This is a genomic window from Rathayibacter sp. AY1E2, from assembly GCF_002932325.1.
Taxonomy (GTDB): domain Bacteria; phylum Actinomycetota; class Actinomycetes; order Actinomycetales; family Microbacteriaceae; genus Rathayibacter.
The window spans coordinates 24,397-42,065 of the sequence record NZ_PSVO01000012.1 but is presented as its reverse complement, the minus strand read 5'-3'; the positions used below and the strand labels follow the sequence as shown (position 1 = coordinate 42,065).

The following is a 17,669-nucleotide window of genomic DNA, read 5'->3' as shown; positions in this document are numbered from 1 at the left end:
GGACCGGTGCGCCTCGGGGCGGACAGGTGCGACAGAGGCGCCGCCGCGCTCCGCGGAGTAGCGTCGACTCCCACCGACCCGACGACGAGGCGGAGCGCATGACCAACCCGTGGCTGGCCCGCCCTGGCAGCGGTCGGCGGCGCGCGCTGGTCGAGGAGTCGTGGGAGCGCGCGCGGCGGCGGCGCCTCGATCCGGACCGGCTGACTGCGCCGCTCTCGTTCTCGGGCGACGACCTCCGCGAGTACCGCACCGGGCATCCGCTCGCCTCGGTCCTCCCGGTGATCCGCCGCCTGCTGGTGCGCGACGCCGACGAGGACAGCGGCGTGCTCGTCGCGGTGGGCGACGCGCTCGGGCGGCTGCTCTGGATCGACGGGGACCAGCACCTCAAGAGCCTCGCCGAGGGGATGTCGTTCGTCGAGGGCGCCGCGTGGGCCGAGCCCGACGTCGGGACGTCCGCGCCGGGGACGGCCCTCGTGCTCGATCACGGCGTGCAGATCCACGGCGCCGAGCACTTCGCCTCGCTCGTGCACCCGTGGAGCTGCACCGCAGTCCCCGTGCACGACCCCGAGACGCACGAGATCCTCGGAGTGATCGACATCACCGGCGGCGCCGACGTCGTCGCCCCGCAGACCCTCCCGCTGATGGAGGCCACGGCCGCCGCCGTCGAGAGCGAGCTGATGGTGCAGCGGCTCCTTCGCCCGCGGCGGCCCGCTGCACGGAGCACGGCGGCGGCCCGGGCGCCGAGCCTGCGGGTCCTCGGGCGCGAGACGGGCCTGGTGACGGCCGCCGGAGCGACGCTCGAGCTCAGCAGCCGGCACGCCGAGATCCTGACCCTGCTCGCCTGGCATCGGGCCGGGCTCTCGGCCGAGCAGCTCGCCCTCCTGCTCCACGGCCGGGATGACGCGGTGGTCACCGTCCGCGCCGAGATGGTGCGGCTGCGCCGCGCGCTCGAGCCGACCCTCCCGCGCCTGGTGCCCCTCTCGCGCCCCTACCGCCTGGCGAGCCCGGTCGACCTCGACGCCCGCCAGGTGCTGGGCCTGCTCGACCGCGGCTCCCACCGCCTCGCCCTGGACGCCTACCGGGGCGCGCCGCTGCCCTCGTCCGAGGCGCCGGGGATCCGGGCGATCGCCGGCGAGCTGCGCCTGCGGGTGCGGGCGAGCGTCCTCGCCGATGCGGCGCCCGCGACCCTCCTCGCCTGGGCGGAGGGCCCTGACGGCCGCGACGACGCGGAGGTGTGGCGGGAGCTCCTGCGCGTCCTCCCGCCCCGCTCGCCCCGGCGTGCCGGTGTCGCCGCGCACCTCGAGACGATCGAGGCGGAGCAGCGCTGAGCCGTTCCGGTCGCTCCCGGGAGTGCCGCCGGAGCCGTCCGGCCGCGGAGCCGCCTCGCTAGCCTCGACGCATGAGCACCCTCGCACCACCTCCCCGGGCCCTCGCGAGCGGAGTCGCGGGGGGCCTGCTCCTGATGGCGGTCTTCACGATGTGGTGGGCGAGCGACACCACGGTCGGCTGGCCGGCACCGGCGGCGACGACCGCCGTGGCCGTCTGCGCGCTCGCGGCCGTGGTCTTCGCCGTGCAGGCCGTCCGCCTCCTCGTCGCCCGGCGGAGGATGGCGGTGGAGCTCACCGACGCCGACCACGCGGCGAAGCCGAACGGTCTGCTGTTCGGAGCGGTCTTCGCCGCGGAGGGCGTGCTGATCGGTGTCGCGGTGGGTGTCCTCACCGGCACCGGGCTCGAGCGGTTCCTCGTGCCGGCCATCGCCGTGATCGTGGGCCTGCACTTCTACCCGATGGCGAGGATCTTCGGCCGGACCCTCGACCTCTGGCTCGCCACCTGGACGACGCTGGTCGGAGCGATCGGAGTCGTCGTGGTCCTCGTCGACGGCTCCGCCTGGCCGCAGGTGTGGTCCTGGGTCGGCGCGGGGGCCGCAGCGGCCACGGTGACCTACGGCGTCTACATGAGCCGGATCGCCCAGCGCCTGCTCGCGAGCGTCTGAGGTCCGGGCCGCGGGGCCCTCCTCCTCGGGCGGCCGCGTCTCCGCCCGGCCGGTCCGGCCTCCGTCCTCGCCGCTCCCGCCGGTGCGTCGACCCGTGCAACGTCGTGCAACCCCCCGCGACGTAGCGTCAGGACCGGGCGCCCACCCCGCGCCCACGACAACGACGTCGATGGAGGTCCACATGACGCTGTACGCCGACCAGGTCGCCGAGCAGGCACCCCAGGAGCCCGGTTCCACGGTCTACGCGAATCCAGGCACGGAGGGATCCGTCGCCTCCTTCCGCTCGCGCTTCGACCACTACATCGGCGGCGAGTACGTCGCCCCCGCGAGCGGCCAGTACTTCGAGAACATCACCCCGATCACCGGGAAGCCCTTCTGCGAGATCGCCCGCGGCACCGCCGCCGACGTCGACCGCGCCGTCGAGGCGGGCTGGAAGGCGTTCGCGAGCTGGGGGAAGACCAGCCCCGCCGAGCGCTCGAACATGCTCCTGAAGATCGCCGACCGCATGGAGGCGAACCTCGAGCTGCTCGCCGTCGCCGAGACGTGGGAGAACGGCAAGCCCGTGCGCGAGACCCTCGCCGCCGACATCCCCCTCGCCATCGACCACTTCCGCTACTTCGCCGGAGCGATCCGCGCGCAGGAGGGAGGCGTCTCCGAGATCGACCACGACACGATCGCGTACCACTTCCACGAGCCGCTGGGCGTGGTCGGGCAGATCATCCCCTGGAACTTCCCGATCCTGATGGCCGTGTGGAAGCTCGCGCCGGCGCTTGCCGCGGGCAACTGCGTGGTGCTGAAGCCGGCCGAGCAGACGCCGGCGTCCATCCACGTGCTGCTCGACCTGATCGGCGACCTCATCCCCGCCGGTGTGCTCAACGTCGTCAACGGATTCGGGTTCGAAGCGGGCGCACCGCTCGCCTCCCACCCGCGCATCCGCAAGATCGCCTTCACCGGCGAGACGACCACCGGCCGCCTGATCATGCAGTACGCCAGTGAGAACCTCATCCCGGTGACGCTGGAGCTGGGCGGCAAGAGCCCCAACGTGTTCTTCGCCGACGTCGCCGCGGAACGCGACTCCTTCTACGACAAGGCGCTCGAGGGCTTCTCGTTCTTCGCCCTCAACCAGGGCGAGGTCTGCACCTGTCCGTCGCGGGCGCTCGTGCAGCGCTCGATCTACGACGACTTCGTCGGAGACGGCCTCGAGCGGGTCAAGCGGATCAAGCAGGGCAACCCGCTCGACACCGCCACGATGATCGGCGCCCAGGCCTCGAACGACCAGCTGGAGAAGATCCTCTCCTACATGGACATCGGCAAGCAGGAGGGAGCGAAGCTGCTCATCGGCGGCGACCGCGCCGACCTCGGCGGCGACCTCAGCGGCGGCTACTACGTCAACCCGACGGTGTTCGAGGGCCGCAACTCGATGCGCATCTTCCAGGAGGAGATCTTCGGCCCCGTCCTCGCCCTCACCTCCTTCGACGACTTCGACGACGCGATCGGCATCGCCAACGACACCCTCTACGGCCTCGGCGCCGGAGTGTGGAGCCGCAACGGCGCCCAGCTCTACCGCGCCGGCCGGGCCATCGAAGCCGGCCGCGTCTGGTCGAACACCTACCACCAGTACCCCGCGCACGCGGCGTTCGGCGGCTACAAGCAGTCGGGCATCGGACGCGAGAACCACAAGGTGATGCTCGACCACTACCAGCAGACGAAGAACCTCCTCGTCTCCTACGCGGAAGGACCGATGGGCTTCTTCTGAGTCGGTTCGCACGGGCTCCTCGTTCCTCGTCGCCCGTGCCGCGGTCGGTTCGCCGACGTGGCCGGGTGGGGAGGAGCGGGGAGCGTCCGCACCGAGACGGATCCGCTGGCACGCGGATCCGCCGTTCGGTGCTGGTTGGCACGGGCTCCTCGTTCCTCGTCGTCCGTGCCGCGGTCGGCTTGCGGAGGTGGCCGGGTGGGGAGGAGCGGGGAGCGTGCGCACCGAGACGGATCCGCTGGCACGCGGATCCGCCGTTCGGTGCTGGTTCGCACGGGCTCCTCGTTCCTCGTCGCCCGTGCCGCGGTCGGCTTGCGGAGGTGGCCGGGTGGGGAGGAGCGGGGAGCGTCCGCACCGAGACGGATCCGCTGGCACGCGGATCCGCCGTTCGGTGCTCGGCCCTTCGGGCGAGGCACCTGCGGCGCGCGGAAGGACGGTACTCGGCCCTTCGGGCGAGGCATCGGACGAGGGGGCGCCCCCTCATGTTGATCGAGTAGTCCGCGCAGCGGCGTATCGAGATGCCGCCCGGAGGAGCGTCCGCCGTCAGCGGGCGGGCGCACACAGACATTCCGCACCACGAGCGAAGGAGCACCAATCATGACCTCCACGAGGGTCGACGTCACTGCGGAGGCGGCCGGCATGCTCCGCCGGATGACGGCGCTGCACGGGCCGCTTATGTTCCACCAGTCGGGCGGATGCTGCGACGGCAGCTCCCCGATGTGCTTCCCCGCCGGGATGTTCCGCACCGGCGCCTCGGACGTGCTCGTCGAATCGCTCCGGCTCGACGGCCTGGATCCGATCGACTTCTGGATGTCCCGCTCCCAGTTCGAGTACTGGAAGCACACCCACCTCACCGTCGACCTCGTCGACGGACGGGGCAGCGGATTCAGCGTCGAAGCCCCCGAGGGCAAGCGCTTCATGATCCGCAGCCGACTGCTCACCGACGACGAGCTCGTCGAGTTCGGGCTCCTCCCCGCCGGAGCCGTCGGGCCCTGAGCCGGCTTCCCTGACCCGTTCCCCCTGACCCGTTCCCGTCGCAGATCCTCGCCGACCGGCGACATCCCGGTCCAGCGGTGTCAGCCGCCCGGAGCAGGAGCGGGCGGCGCCTTCCCCGTGCTCAGCTGCACGCCCACCACCGATCCCTTGTCCACGCGGGTGCCCGCGGCCGGACCGGTGCCGGCCACGGTGTTCATCGGCTGCGTCGAGTCGACCTGCGACGTCGCTCCGGGAGTGAGCCCTGCTGCGGTCAGCGCCTGAGCGGCGGAGTCGCTGGTCCGGCCCGACAGGTCCGGCACGGTGACCTGCGGCGCCGCGATGAGCGACTGGTCGGCCTGCGGGAAGTCGGAGCCGCCGTAGCGGGAGTCGATCGCCGTCATCAACGGCTTCCAGATCCGGTGGCGTGCCGAGGGCGCCCAGCCGCTGTCGAAGTCGATCGAGTCGAGGTTCACCCTCGAGCCGTCCGCGCGTGCCGAGATGCTGCCGACCCAGACCGCGAGGGAGGTCTCGGTCGAGGCCCCGATGGCCCAGGTGTCGGCGGAGTTGTCGGTGGTGCCCGTCTTGGTGATGTGCTGGATGCCGTTCTTCGGATCGTCCTCGACGCCCGTGCCCTCGGCGGTCACCTTGAGCATCGTGTACTGCATCGCCGAGGCGACCCTCGACGACACCGCCCGGCTGCAGGTCGTCTCCACCGGCTCGATCTCGCGGCCGTCGGCTCCGACGATCGCCGTGATCGCGACGGGGGTGCAGGTCGTGCCGTTCTCGGCGATGCCGGAGTAGGCGGTCGCCATGGTGAGCGGTGCGATCTCGTTGGTGCCGAGGACCGCTCCCGGCGACTGCACGAGCGCGGTCCCGTCCGCGCGGTGCACTCCGAAGGCCTCGGCCTGCTTGCGGATCTCGCACTGGTCGAGCAGGTGCGACATCCCGGTGAAGCCCGTGTTCAGCGAGTAGATCGTCGAGTACAGCGCCGTCTGGGTGTCGGTGTAGCCGCCGTCGCCGGCGTTCTTGGGGTTGTAGGAGTCGTAGTCCCAGGTGCCCTCGCAGCTGTCGGCGAAGCCGGTCCAGTTCTTCTGCTTCGAGTCGAACTGCTCGAGCAGGGTGTGCCCGCGGTCGAGCCACTCGGCGAGCGTGAACACCTTGTAGGCGGAGCCGGTCTGGAAGCCGTTGCCGCCGCCCGCGGACGCGTCGACGTTGAGGTTGATCGCCGAGAACTCCGGCCCGCTCGCGATCACGTCCGGGTCCTGGCTGTAGCGCTTGTTCTGCACCATCGTGAGGATGCGCCCGGTGCCGTTCTGGACGGCGACCGCCGTCGCCCCGACGTCGAAGCGCGGATCGGAGGAGGGGACCTGCTCGTCCATCAGCTCCTGCGCGGTCCTCTGCAGGTCGAGATCGATCGTCGTGTAGACCTTGATGCCGCCCTGCTTGATCGCCGCGTAGCGCTCGTCGTCGGTCGCTCCGAGCGCCGGGTCGTCGCGGAGGACGTGGGTCACGTAGTCGCAGAAGTAGGCCGCGCTGCCGGCCGTCTGGCAGCCGGTGGACGGTGGGGTGATGTCGGGGGTGATCGCCTCGGCGGCCGCGGCGTCGTGCGCGGCCTGGTCGATGCTCCCCGTCTCGAGCATCCGGTCGAGGATGTAGTCGCGCCGCTCGCGGGTCTGCGCGTAGCCGTTCGCCTCGCCGTTGGCCGTGTCGTCCGGTCGGTCGAAGCGGAACTTCTCGGGGTTGTTCACGATCGCCAGGAGCGAGGCGGACTGCGCGAGGGAGAGGTCGGCCGCCGTGATGCCGTAGTAGTACTCCGCCGCGGCCTCGATGCCGTAGACGGTGCCTCCGAACAGCGCGATGTTGAGGTAGCCGAGGAGGATGTCGTCCTTCGAGGACACCTTCTCGAGCCCGATCGCGAGCCGCATCTCCTTGAGCTTGCGCTCGGCCGTGGTCGCCGTCGCCTCCGCGTACGCGCGGTCGCGGTCCGCCTCGTCCGGGATCGACTCGGCCTTCTGCACCAGCACGTTCTTCACGTACTGCTGCGTGATCGACGAGCCGCCCTGGGTGTCGCCGTCGAGGAGGTAGGTGCTGGCGATGGCGCGGAGGGTGCCCTGCAGGTCGATCCCGCCGTGGTCGTAGAAGCGCGGGTCCTCGCTCGCGACGAGCGCGTCCTTCACGGAGTCGGCGATCCGGTCGGCCGGGACCTCGATCCGGTTCTGGTCGTAGAAGGAGGCCAGCAGCGTCGGATCGTCCGGGTCGCCCGCGTAGACGTCGCTCTTCTGCATCAGGCGCCCGACCTCGAGGTAGCTCGGGAGGGACTGGAACGCCGAGATGGTGCCGGAGGTCGCCGCGCCGGTGAGCGCGGCGGCGGGGGCGACCACGAGCGAGGCGAGCAGACCCGCCAGGACGCTGACGATCACGAATCCGAACAGCGCGCCGAGAGCCCCGTGGACGGTTCGACGGGGCTGGAAGACGGGGACGTTCGGTCGCTTCAGGATGGATCCTCTCGCTGCACCAGCACCCTAGGCGAGGCCTGCGACATCCCCGACGAGGCGCGCCACGGCCGCGCAGGACGCCCGTCCGCCCGGAGTCGGCGCGACGGCGCCCGCGCAGGCCCGGCGCCTGCGACAGCAGAAGGGGCCGACCCCGGAGGGATCGGCCCCTTCACGGGACGGGCGACGTCTCTACTCGATCAGGTCGCCGTTCAGGTCCGAGATGTCGTTCGGATTGGCCGGAGCCTTGCCCGTGCTCACCTGGAGGGGGATCACCCCGCCGGCGACCGCCGTCTCCTCCGCGCTCGGCGTCGTCGACACGACGGAGCCCTCCGGGATCGTCGCGGAGTCGACCGACTCGTGCATCCCGACGACGAAACCGGCGGCGGTGAGGATCGCCGTGGCGCTCTCGACCGTCTCGCCCGTGACGTCGGGGACCTCGGAATTCGCCGCCGATCGCGGCGAGTACGCGAGCATCGAGGCCGGCGGTGCCGTGAAGTCGTCGCCGCCGTACTTCTCGTCGAGCGCCGTCATGATCGGCTTCCAGATGGCGTGCCGGGCGTTGGAGGCGCGGATGGTGCCCTTCTCGCCCGTCAGGCTGATGAAGCGCAGGTTCTGCTTGGTGTTGTCGGCGAAGCCGTTGATGCTGCCGACCCAGACCGCCAGGGAGGCGGCCTTGCTGGCGCCCGCCGTCCACACGTCGGCGGCCTCGTCGGTGGTGCCCGTCTTGCCGATGTGCTCGATCCCGTCGAAGGGGTTCGAGGCGTAGGCCGTTCCGGAGGTCATCACCCGCTGCATCGCGTACTGCATCCCTCGGGCGACCTCGGGCGACACGGAGGGCGTGCACGCCGATGCCGGGGCGGCGACGGCGTTGCCCTCGCTGTCGGTGATCCGGTCGATGACGATCGCCGAGCAGGTCGTGCCGTCGTTCGCGATCCCCGCGTAGGCGTTGGCCACCGTCAGGGGCGCGATCTCGTTCGTCCCGAGGACCGAGGCCGGCCCGTTGGCGAGCTCGCGGCCGTCGGCGCGGTGCATCCCGAACGACTCGGCGGTGGTGCGGATGTCGCAGAGGTCGAGCTGCTGCGCCATTCCCATGAAGCCGGTGTTGATCGAGTTCGTGGTCGCGCCGAGCGCGCTCATCGAGCTCGCGTCCTCCGACGGGTCGTCGTTGCGAGGCGAGAACCTGCCGTAGTAGCCGCCGTCGCCCTCGACGTTGCACTTCTGGGGGTAGGAGCTGAAGCCGGAGGTGGGGGAGGCGAACGACTCGTTGACGGTGTGCCCCGCCTTCAGCCACTGCGCCAGCGTGAACACCTTGTAGGTCGATCCGGTCTGCACGCCGGAGCCGCCGCCCATGCTGAGGTCGACGTTGAGGTTGATCGCGCTGTAGCCGGGGTTCGCAGCGAGGAACTGCTCGTCCTGGCTGTACTGCGTGTTCTGCACCATGGAGAGCACGCGGCCCGTCTTCGCCTCGACGGAGGCGGCTGTCGCGCCGACCTGGAAGCGCGGGTCGACGGAGGGGATGTAGGCGTTGAGCGCCGCCTGCGAGACCTGCTGGATGTCGAGGTCGAGGGTCGTCACGACGTCGAAGCCGCCCTGGCGGATGCGCTGGTAGCGCTCGTCGTCGGTCGCCCCGAAGACGGAGTCGTTGCGGAGGACGTTCAGCACGTAGTCGCAGAAGTACGCGGCGTTGCCGGCGGTGGTGCAGCCGGTCGAGGGCTCCGTGATGTTCGGGGTGATCGGCTCGGCGACGGCGGCGTCGTGCGCGGCCTGGTCGATCCGGCCGTGCTTGAGCTCCTCCGAGAGGATGTAGTCGCGGCGCTCCTTGGTGGCGGCGTAGCCGTTGGCGGCGCCGTTCGCCTCGTCGCCCGGGTTGTCGAAGCGGAACTTCGCCGGGTTGTTCACGATCGCCAGCAGCGCGGCCGCCTGCGAGGTCGAGAGCTGGCTCGCGGGGATGCCGTAGTAGTAGTTCGCCGCGGCCTCGATGCCGTAGACGGTGCCCCCGAAGAGGGCGATGTTGAGGTAGCCGAGCAGGATGTCGTCCTTCGACGCCTCCTTCTCGAGTCCGATCGCGAGGCGCATCTCCTTGAGCTTGCGCTCGGGGGTCGGGTCCGTCGCCTCCTGGTAGGCCTTGTCGCGCGCGGCCTCGTCGGTGATCGACTCCGCCTTCTGCACCAGGACGTTCTTCACGTACTGCTGCGTGATCGACGACCCGCCCTGCAGGTCGTCGCCCGTGAGCGTGACGGCGATGGCCCGGAGCGTGCCCTGGAGGTCGATGCCGCCGTGCTCGTAGAAGCGCGGGTCCTCGCCGGCGACGGCCGCGTCCTTCGCGGACTGCGCGACGTCGTCCCAGCCGACCTCGACGCGGTTCTGGTCGTAGACGGAGGCGAGGAGGGTCGTCCCGTCGCTCGCGTAGACGTTGGTGCGCTGCATCAGCTGGCCCACGTCGAGGTAGCCCGGCAGGTTCTGGAACATGCCGATCGTGTTGCTCGTCGCCAGGCCCGTCAGCGCGAGGGCCGGCGTGACGCCGACGGTGATCAGGACGCCCGCCACGGCGCTCATCCCGATGAACCCCATGACCGCCCGCAGCGACATCCCGAGCGGCCGGACGGAGCGGCGGGATGCAGTGGGAAGTGCCATGGAGCGGTCGTCCTTTCGACGCGGCGCCGGGCCGCGGAGATGTGAGGGAGGGTGGCGAGAAGCCTCGCGAGCAGTCGCGCGATCCCCCGGGTTCATGGTACGTGACGGGTGCGCCCGCGGGGCGTCCTCCTCCCGGTGGAGATGAGGAGCTGGCGGGTGATGCGCAGGAGCGGGCGCGTCCGGGGTGCTGACCTCGGGTCGATGCATCCGTATCGTGGGGGGAGCGCCGCTCCGAGGGGCGCTGCAGCACCCGTTCCACCCACCGCTCCGGGGCCCCGGGCGGCCGGCCCCGGCAGAAAGCGCACACCATGGCACGCATCCACGACGACGTGACCCAGCTCGTCGGCAGGACCCCTCTCGTCCGCATCAACCGGCTGGAGGGCGCCGATCAGGCGACGGTCCTCGCCAAGCTCGAGTTCTACAACCCCGCGAACAGCGTGAAGGACCGCATCGGCGTCGCCATCATCGACGCGGCCGAGGCCTCCGGCGAGCTGCCCCCCGGCGGGACGATCGTCGAGGGCACGAGCGGCAACACCGGCATCGCGCTCGCGATGGTGGGCGCCGCCCGCGGCTACAAGGTCGTCCTCACGATGCCCGAGACGATGTCCGTCGAGCGCCGGGTCCTCCTCCGCGCCTACGGAGCCGAGATCGTGCTCACCCCCGGCAGCGAGGGCATGCGCGGAGCGGTCGAGCGCGCCCGCGCGATCGTCGACGAGACCCCCGGCGCGATCCTCGCCCGCCAGTTCGAGAACGCCGCCAACCCCGAGGTGCACCGCCGCACCACCGCGGAGGAGGTCTGGGAGGACACCGACGGCGCGGTCGACGTCTTCGTGGCCGGCATCGGCACCGGCGGCACCATCACCGGAGTCGGCCAGGTGCTCAAGGAGCGCAAGCCCGGCGTGCAGATCATCGGAGTGGAGCCGATCGACTCCCCGCTCCTCACCCAGGGCACCGCCGGGCCGCACAAGATCCAGGGCATCGGCGCCAACTTCGTCCCCGCGATCCTCGACCGCGAGGTCTACGACGAGATCATCGACGTGACGCTCGACGACTCCGTGCGGGTGGCCCGCGAGATGGCCGCGCAGGAGGGGATCCTCGGCGGCATCTCCTCCGGCTCGATCATGTGGGCCGCGCTCGAGGTCGCGAAGCGCCCCGAGAACGCGGGGAAGACCATCGTCGCCATCGTCTGCGACTTCGGCGAGCGGTACATCTCGACCGTCCTGTACGAGGACCTCCGCAGCTGAGCCCCTCGAGACGAGGCGGGACGCCCCGCTCCGGACGCGACGGTCGGCCGGAGCGCCGCGTCCCGTCCGGACCGGAGCGTCCCGGGCTCCTCGCCCTGCTCCGCGAGGACGTCCGCACCGCCCGGGAGCGCGACCCCGCCGCCCGGAGCGCGGTGGAGGTCGTCCTCTCCTACCCGGGAGTGCACGCGGTCTGGGTGCACCGCGTCGCGCACGCCTGGTGGCGGCGGGGCCTCCGCCTGCCCGCCCGGCTGCTCAGCCAGGCGGCGCGCGCGGCGACCGGAGTGGAGATCCACCCCGGTGCGACCATCGGCCGGCGTCTGTTCATCGACCACGGCATGGGCGTCGTCATCGGCGAGACCGCGCGGATCGGCGACGACTGCATGCTCTACCACTCCGTCACGCTGGGCGGGAGGTCGGCCCGGCGCGAGCGTCGGCACCCCACGCTCGGCGACCGGGTGGTCGTCGGCGCCGGCGCGGTCGTCCTGGGCCCGCTCGTGCTCGGATCCGACGTCAGCGTGGGCGCGAACGCCGTCGTGGTGAAGGACGCGCCCGACGGAGCGGTGCTCGTCGGCATCCCGGCCCGCGATCTGCGCGATCAGGGCGGGGAGGAGGACCCGCTCGCCGGGTCCGGCCGCTCCACCGGACCGGCGGGACGCGTCTAGCCGGCGACGCTCAGTCGTCGCCCCGCGGCGAGATGTCGCGCGGGGCGCTCTTGATCTGCGCGAAGGCGTCCAGCGCGTGCGCCCGCGTCTCCTTGAGGTCGACGAGGGGCGCCGGGTAGCCGTCCGCGCCTCCGGTCAGCGTGTCCTCGAGCGTCCACGGCTCGTGCACGGCGGCGCCCTCGACTCCGCCCAGCTCCGGCACGTTGTGGCGGATGTACTCGCCGGCCGGGTCGAACTTCCTCGACTGCGTGACCGGATTGAAGACCCGGAAGAACGGCGACGCATCGGCTCCCGAGCCCGCGACCCACTGCCAGTTCGCGGCGTTGCTCGCCGGGTCCGCGTCGACCAGGGTGTCCCAGAACCACTCCTCGCCCACCCGCCAGTCGACCAGCAGGTTCTTGATCAGGAACGACGCGGTCACCATCCGGACCCGGTTGTGCATGTAGCCGGTGCTCCAGAGCTCGCGCATGCCGGCGTCCACCAGGGGGTAGCCGGTGCGCCCCTGGTGCCAGGCGTCGATCGCCTCCTGGCCGGGGCGTCCCCACGGGAAGGAGTCGAACCGGGTGTCGAAGTTCGCGGTCGCCAGATCCGGCCAGTGGAACAGCAGGTGGTAGCAGAACTCGCGCCAGAGCACCTCGGAGAGGAACCGGTCGCTGCCGTCGCCGCGGTGCAGGCCCTTCGCGTGCGCCTCCTCCAGGGCGTGCCACACCTGGAAGGGGCTGATCTCGCCCCACCTCAGGTGCGGGGAGAGGTTCGAGGTGGCGTCCTCCGCCGGCCGGTCGCGGCCATCGGCGTAGTCGTCGAGCTGCTCCGCGAGGAATGCGCGCAGCCGGTCGGCCGCCGCCTTCTCGCCGGGGACCCAGCGCTCGCGCAGCCCTCCCGCCCAGTCGGGACGCGTGGGCAGCAGCTCCCAGTCGTCGAGGGAGTCGGAGGCGATGTCTCCCGTGACGCCGTCGAGCGAGCGGGGGCGGGGGAGCGGCGCGCGCGGCGTCGGCTTGGCGCGGCAGGCGCGGGCGAAGGGCGTGTAGACGGAGTAGGGGCCGCCGGCGCCGGTCTGCACGGTCCACGGCTCGAACATCAGCGAGCCCTGGTGGCTCTCGGCCTCGAGGCCGCCGTTGCGGAGCGATTCCTTCACCGCCGCGTCGACGGTGCGCTCGGCCCTCCCGTAGCGGCGGTTCCAGTGCACGGCTCCGGCGCCGATCTCCTCGGCGAGCTGGAGGACGACGGCCTCGGCCGGCCCGCGGCGCAGGATCAGCGGGGCGCCGTGCTCGCGCAGGTCGGCGGCGAGGGCTGCGAGGCTGCCGTGCAGCCACCAGCGGGAGGCGCCCCCGAGCGGACGGATGCCCGCCGACTCCTCGTCGAGCACGTAGCAGACCGCGACGGGGCCGCCACGGTCGATCGCGGCGCGCAGAGCGGGGTTGTCGGCCAGGCGCAGATCGTCGCGGAGCCAGACGAGGGTGGGGGAGGTGTCACTCATGGTGACCCCCATGATCCGCGAGTCCCGCGCCGCGGCGAAGACCTGGCCGGTCGCTGCGGCCCGTGCTAGCGGGGACGGATCAGGAGGAGGCGATGCCGTCGCGGAGCTTGTCGCAGAGCGCGGTCAGCTGCTTCAGCTCGTCCTCGTCGAGGACGCCGCCGACCTGCTCCGAGATGGTCCTCATGTGGGTGAGCGCGACGCGGCGGAAGAGCGCGTAGCCCTCGTCGGTGATCGCGATGATCGTGCCGCGGGCGTCCGCCGGATCCTCGCTCTTCTCGACGCAGCCGCGGGCGGCGAGCCGGTCGATCAGCCTGCTGACGCTGGGCTGCGTCAGGAGGACGTGCCGGTTCAGGTCGCGCAGCCGTGCGCGCCGACCGGGCTGCCGGGTGAGGTTGAAGAGCACGTCGTACTCGTTCATCGAGATCTCCCGCGAGGGGAACTCGGTGCTCAGGGTGCGCATCACCTGGACCTGGGCGCGGAAGAGCGACTCCCAGGCGGCGACGGCCTCTCTCGACCCCACTGGTCCTCCTTCTCGGCACTCAGGAAGCGGTTCCCTGACATCCAGACGCCGTACAGCCTACGCCGGGGAGCTGGGAAGAGGGGAGTCGGACGAGGGGGGCCGGGGGAATGACAGAAGGCCGGCCGCTGAGGCGAGCGGCCGGCCTTCGTTCCCTTGCACCAAGAGTGTCCTGCAATCACTTCTCGCGCTTCCCGCCACAGCAAACGGTCGACGCACTTGAACTATATAACGACCCGGTAACGACGCAACCCTCTCTTTCCTGAATCCTCCCTGAGCCCTCCCCGCCTGGCCCGCCGCCGCGCCCGCCCGCGCTCCGCACGACTCTCTCCTGACCCAGGACGCCCCGTCTGCTGCCTCTGACGTCCGCACCGAACCGCAGCCCATCCCTGACCGTTGACGGACACGACGAGCACCCCCTGCCCTCGTCCCCCGCCGACGCGGCCCGGCCCCGTCGTCCTGCCCCGTGAGGCGCGACCCGCCCCGCCACGGCTTCGACCACGCAGCGGGCCGTCGAGCAGCCCTCCCCATGTGAGGGGCGGTGCGCGCACATCCCCGGAGGTCGGGAGGACGTTCCGCCCTCGAGGCGAACGCGGGAAACGCGTGTCAGCGTTTCCCGCTAGCCGGTCGCGACCCGCTCTCCGAATCGCGACCACTGGTGAAGCCGACCGCGGTAAGGAGAGCGCAAGCGCTCTCCTTACAATTCAGAACAGATCCGGCGACGGCGTCGACGCGTAGCGGATGGCGACGTCGGCGTGGCGGTCGAAGCGGTAGCCGACGCCGCGGACGGTGCGCACGATCTCCTCGTAGCGGCCGAGCTTGGCGCGGAGGCGGCGGACGTGGACGTCGATGGTGCGCTCGTTCGGTGCGTCGTCGTCCGCGGCGCCCCAGAGCGAGGCGATGAGCTCGGCGCGCTCGATGGTGCGGCCCTCGCGGAGCACGAGGTACTGGAGGAGCTCGAACTCCTTGTAGGTGAGGGGGGTGGTCTCCTCGTCGAGGATGACGCGCTTGCGGGAGATGTCGATGACGACGCCGCCGGGTGCACGGTCGGGGTCGGGCTCGGCGTCGGAGCGGCGCTTGGCGACGGCGGCCGGGTCCTGCAGCGCGAGGCGGACCACGTCCACGTCGCGGCCGCCGGCGCCCTGCGGAGCGAGGGCGACGGAGGCGTACGTCTCGGCGTCGGGGGCGAGCTGCGCCGTGACGCGCTTGAGCTCCTCGACCAGGCGGCCGAGGTCGACTCCGGCGGCGCGGGCCTTGGCCTCGTCGATGCCGACGTAGAGGGCGAAGCCGCGGGCCTCGGTGCCCTGGGGGACGGCGCGGAGGCGGGGCGCTGCGGGCGCGGCGTCGGCGACCGGCTGGAGGCGGGGCGCCTCGGTGGGGGTGGTGGCGGTGCGGGTGTGGAGGAGGGTCATGACGAGTCCTTGGCTGGTCGGATCCGGGACGAGTGTCCGAGGGAGCGGATCCGGGTGTGTGCGATCGAGCCGGCCCGCGGTGCGCGGTGGCGGCAGAGACGGATGCGGAGCATCCAGGGGATCGTCCGCGCCTCGGACGCTCAGCCGATCGTGACGATCAGCGGGCGGAGGCGGTGCGGGGATCCGGCGAGGTCAGTTCCTCATGCACACATTCGACAGCACATGACGGGGCCACCGGCCATCATCATGCCGGCATTCCCGATGGCCTCGAGGGAGGTCGGGGCGTGCAGGGTGTCAGTCATGTCCGTCAGTAAAGCGGAGGCCGGTGCACGGCGTCAACACTTCCGTGGGGATGGACGGCGCGTCGGGGGTGGTTCCGGTGCTCGGGAGGAGGCGCGAGCCGTGACGGGGGATCCCGATGCGCCCGCTGCGCGGACTGGTCGATCAGCAGGACGGGCGGTGCCGGACGGCCGCGGTGGGGGGTGTCGAGACCCTCGCTGCGCCGGTCGACCGGCACGGCTCAGCGGGGCTCCCTGTTCCGGGGCGCGACGCGAGGCCCGCTCGTCCGGGGGCCGGCGGGCTCAGCCCGCGAGGCCGTAGAGGCGGTCGCCCGCGTCGCCGAGGCCGGGGACGATGTAGCCGAGCTCGTTGAGCTTCTCGTCGAGGGAGCCGAGGACGATGGTCACGTCGCGGTCGCCGAAGGCCTTCTCGACGGCGGCCAGGCCCTCGGGGGCGGCGAGCAGGCAGACGGCGGTGACGTCGACCGCTCCCCGGTCGAAGAGGAACTGGATGGCCGCGACGAGCGAGCCGCCGGTCGCGAGCATCGGGTCGAGGACGAAGCACTGGCGGTTCGACAGGTCGTCGGGCAGGCGCTCCGCGTACGTGGTCGGCTCGAGCGTCTCCTCGTTGCGCGCCATGCCCAGGAAGCCGACCTCGGCGGTCGGGATGAGCTTGACCATGCCCTCGAGCATCCCGAGGCCGGCCCGGAGGATCGGGACGACCAGCGGCTGCGGGTCGCTGAGCGCGAGGCCGGTGGTCTGCGTCACGGGGGTCTCGATGGTGACGGTGCGGGTGCGGACGCCGCGGGTGGCCTCGTAGGCGAGGAGCGTCATCAGCTCCTCGGCGAGCTGCCGGAAGGTGGGGGAGGGGGTGCGCTTGTCACGCAGCACGGTGAGCTTGTGGGTGATCAGCGGGTGGTCGGCTACGTGGACGCGCATAAGCTCAATCTACTGGCCGGAGCGGCGCCCCACCGGCCGCAGCGGGCCGCCGCAGGAGGGGGAGCGATGCGCGACAGCGATCTCCGCGTCCCCCGCCGCTCCGAGGAGTGGATGGGCCTGGCGCTCGACGAGGCGCGGCGGGCCGCGGGTTGGGGCGACGTCCCCGTGGGCGCGGTGGTCCTCGACTCGGAGGGGGTCGTGCTCGGGCTCGGGCGCAACGAGCGCGAGCTGCGGCGGGATCCGACGGCGCACGCCGAGGTGGTCGCGATCCGCGCGGCGGCCGAGGCCCGCGGCGACTGGCATCTCGAGGGCTGCACGCTGGTGGTCACGCTCGAGCCGTGCGTGCTCTGCGCCGGAGCGATCCTGGCGGCGCGGATCGACCGCGTCGTCTTCGGCGCGTGGGACGAGAAGGCGGGCGCCTCCGGATCCGTGCACGACCTCCTCCGCGACCGCCGGCACAACCACGTGGTCGAGGTGTACCCCGGGGTCCGCGCCGCGGAGTGCTCGCGGCTCCTGCTCGACTTCTTCGCCGACCGCCGCTGACGCCGACCGCCGCTGACGCCGACCGCCGCTGACGCCGAGCGCCGCCGAACCCCTCAGCTCGGAGCGCCCAGCCACTCCGTCAGCGCGAGCCGCGTCGCCGCGTGCATCCGCTCGAAGCGCTCCGCCGCGACGTCGTCGGCGAGCACGGCGGCGTCGTAGCCCGCCGCTCCTGCCCACTCCCCGTCGCCCTCGAGCCACTGCGCGGCCATCGTGCCGGTCAGCTCGGGGTGGAACTGCACGCCGAGGAGCCAGTCCTCCACGGCGAACGCCTGCACCTCGCCCGCCGGCGACGACACCAGCAGCGCCGCTCCGCTCGGCAGCGCGAAGGTGTCGCCGTGCCACTGCATCACGTGGACGCCGGCCAGGTGCCGGAGCGGGGAGCCGGCGCCCTCCTCCGTGAGCACGACCGGGCGGAAGCCGACCTCGCGGGCCGATCCGGGATGGACGGACTCGCCCAGGGCGGCCGCGATCAGCTGCGCTCCGAAGCAGACGCCCAGCGTGGGACGGCGGTGGTGCATCCGGTCCTGCAGGAGCGCGATCTCGGGGCTGATGAAGGGGTGCCGCGAGGTCTCGTAGACGCCGGCGCTGGAGCCGAGCGTGACGACGAGGTCGGGGGCGAGGATGTCGATCGCGTCGAGGTCCGTCCCTGCGACAGCGTCGACGGCGAACCCCCGCTCGGTCAGCATCGGCTCGAGCGCGCCGAGCCCGGCACCGCGCTCGTTGACGATCGCCAGGGCCCGGCGCATC

At 72.0% G+C, this 17,669-nt stretch carries 14 protein-coding genes; 7 read left to right on the top strand and 7 right to left on the bottom strand.

Features of this window, described 5'->3' with window-relative positions; all coding sequences use genetic code 11:
* The first annotated feature begins 98 nt into the window (after positions 1-98).
* From C5C49_RS10290 to C5C49_RS10275, 4 genes are all read left to right on the top strand, one after another.
* Positions 99-1,328 carry a GAF domain-containing protein gene (locus C5C49_RS10290; protein WP_104233439.1) on the top strand — a complete coding sequence of 410 codons (1,230 nt, stop codon included), beginning with the start codon at positions 99-101 and terminating at the stop codon, positions 1,326-1,328.
* 71 nt (positions 1,329-1,399) lie between these two features.
* Positions 1,400-1,993 carry a hypothetical protein gene (locus C5C49_RS10285; RefSeq protein WP_104346105.1) on the top strand — a complete coding sequence of 198 codons (594 nt, stop codon included), beginning with the start codon at positions 1,400-1,402 and terminating at the stop codon, positions 1,991-1,993.
* Positions 1,994-2,174: 181 nt separating this feature from the next.
* Complete coding sequence (locus tag C5C49_RS10280) at positions 2,175-3,749, top strand: aldehyde dehydrogenase family protein (RefSeq protein ID WP_104346135.1); 1,575 nt, start codon at positions 2,175-2,177, stop codon at positions 3,747-3,749.
* Positions 3,750-4,343: 594 nt separating this feature from the next.
* Positions 4,344-4,742 (top strand): DUF779 domain-containing protein, encoded by a 399-nt coding sequence (locus tag C5C49_RS10275; RefSeq protein ID WP_104247017.1) that lies wholly within the window; start codon positions 4,344-4,346, stop codon positions 4,740-4,742.
* Positions 4,743-4,822: 80 nt separating this feature from the next.
* Here C5C49_RS10275 and C5C49_RS10270 read toward each other — a convergent pair whose 3' ends face one another.
* Both C5C49_RS10270 and C5C49_RS10265 read right to left on the bottom strand, forming a co-directional pair.
* Positions 4,823-7,141: a transglycosylase domain-containing protein gene (locus C5C49_RS10270; RefSeq protein WP_104337633.1), complete on the bottom strand. Its 2,319-nt coding sequence runs from the start codon at positions 7,139-7,141 to the stop codon at positions 4,823-4,825.
* Between the two features lie 264 nt (positions 7,142-7,405).
* Positions 7,406-9,850 (bottom strand): penicillin-binding protein, encoded by a 2,445-nt coding sequence (locus C5C49_RS10265; protein ID WP_181028729.1) that lies wholly within the window; start codon positions 9,848-9,850, stop codon positions 7,406-7,408.
* 308 nt (positions 9,851-10,158) lie between these two features.
* Here C5C49_RS10265 and cysK point away from each other — a divergent pair, with 308 nt between their 5' ends.
* Positions 10,159-11,094 carry a cysteine synthase A gene (gene cysK, locus C5C49_RS10260; RefSeq protein ID WP_104346104.1) on the top strand — a complete coding sequence of 312 codons (936 nt, stop codon included), beginning with the start codon at positions 10,159-10,161 and terminating at the stop codon, positions 11,092-11,094.
* A gap of 95 nt (positions 11,095-11,189) precedes the next feature.
* Complete coding sequence (gene epsC / locus C5C49_RS10255) at positions 11,190-11,756, top strand: serine O-acetyltransferase EpsC (RefSeq protein WP_104224204.1); 567 nt, start codon at positions 11,190-11,192, stop codon at positions 11,754-11,756.
* Positions 11,757-11,766: 10 nt separating this feature from the next.
* On the opposite strand, the gene C5C49_RS10250 is transcribed toward epsC, so the two are convergent.
* From C5C49_RS10250 to upp, 4 genes are all read right to left on the bottom strand, one after another.
* Positions 11,767-13,233 (bottom strand): deoxyribodipyrimidine photo-lyase, encoded by a 1,467-nt coding sequence (locus C5C49_RS10250; RefSeq protein WP_104237825.1) that lies wholly within the window; start codon positions 13,231-13,233, stop codon positions 11,767-11,769.
* Between the two features lie 79 nt (positions 13,234-13,312).
* Positions 13,313-13,693 carry a MarR family winged helix-turn-helix transcriptional regulator gene (locus C5C49_RS10245; RefSeq protein ID WP_104247054.1) on the bottom strand — a complete coding sequence of 127 codons (381 nt, stop codon included), beginning with the start codon at positions 13,691-13,693 and terminating at the stop codon, positions 13,313-13,315.
* 761 nt (positions 13,694-14,454) lie between these two features.
* Positions 14,455-15,162, bottom strand: coding sequence for a winged helix-turn-helix domain-containing protein (locus tag C5C49_RS10240; protein ID WP_104346103.1), 708 nt, complete (start codon positions 15,160-15,162; stop codon positions 14,455-14,457).
* 581 nt (positions 15,163-15,743) lie between these two features.
* Positions 15,744-16,379: a uracil phosphoribosyltransferase gene (gene upp / locus C5C49_RS10235; RefSeq protein ID WP_104224850.1), complete on the bottom strand. Its 636-nt coding sequence runs from the start codon at positions 16,377-16,379 to the stop codon at positions 15,744-15,746.
* A gap of 66 nt (positions 16,380-16,445) precedes the next feature.
* Between upp and C5C49_RS10230 the strand changes: the two genes are divergently transcribed.
* Complete coding sequence (locus tag C5C49_RS10230) at positions 16,446-16,922, top strand: nucleoside deaminase (RefSeq protein WP_258068435.1); 477 nt, start codon at positions 16,446-16,448, stop codon at positions 16,920-16,922.
* Positions 16,923-16,975: 53 nt separating this feature from the next.
* On the opposite strand, the gene C5C49_RS10225 is transcribed toward C5C49_RS10230, so the two are convergent.
* Positions 16,976-17,668 (bottom strand): gamma-glutamyl-gamma-aminobutyrate hydrolase family protein, encoded by a 693-nt coding sequence (locus C5C49_RS10225; protein WP_104346102.1) that lies wholly within the window; start codon positions 17,666-17,668, stop codon positions 16,976-16,978.
* Between the last annotated feature and the right edge of the window lies 1 nt (position 17,669).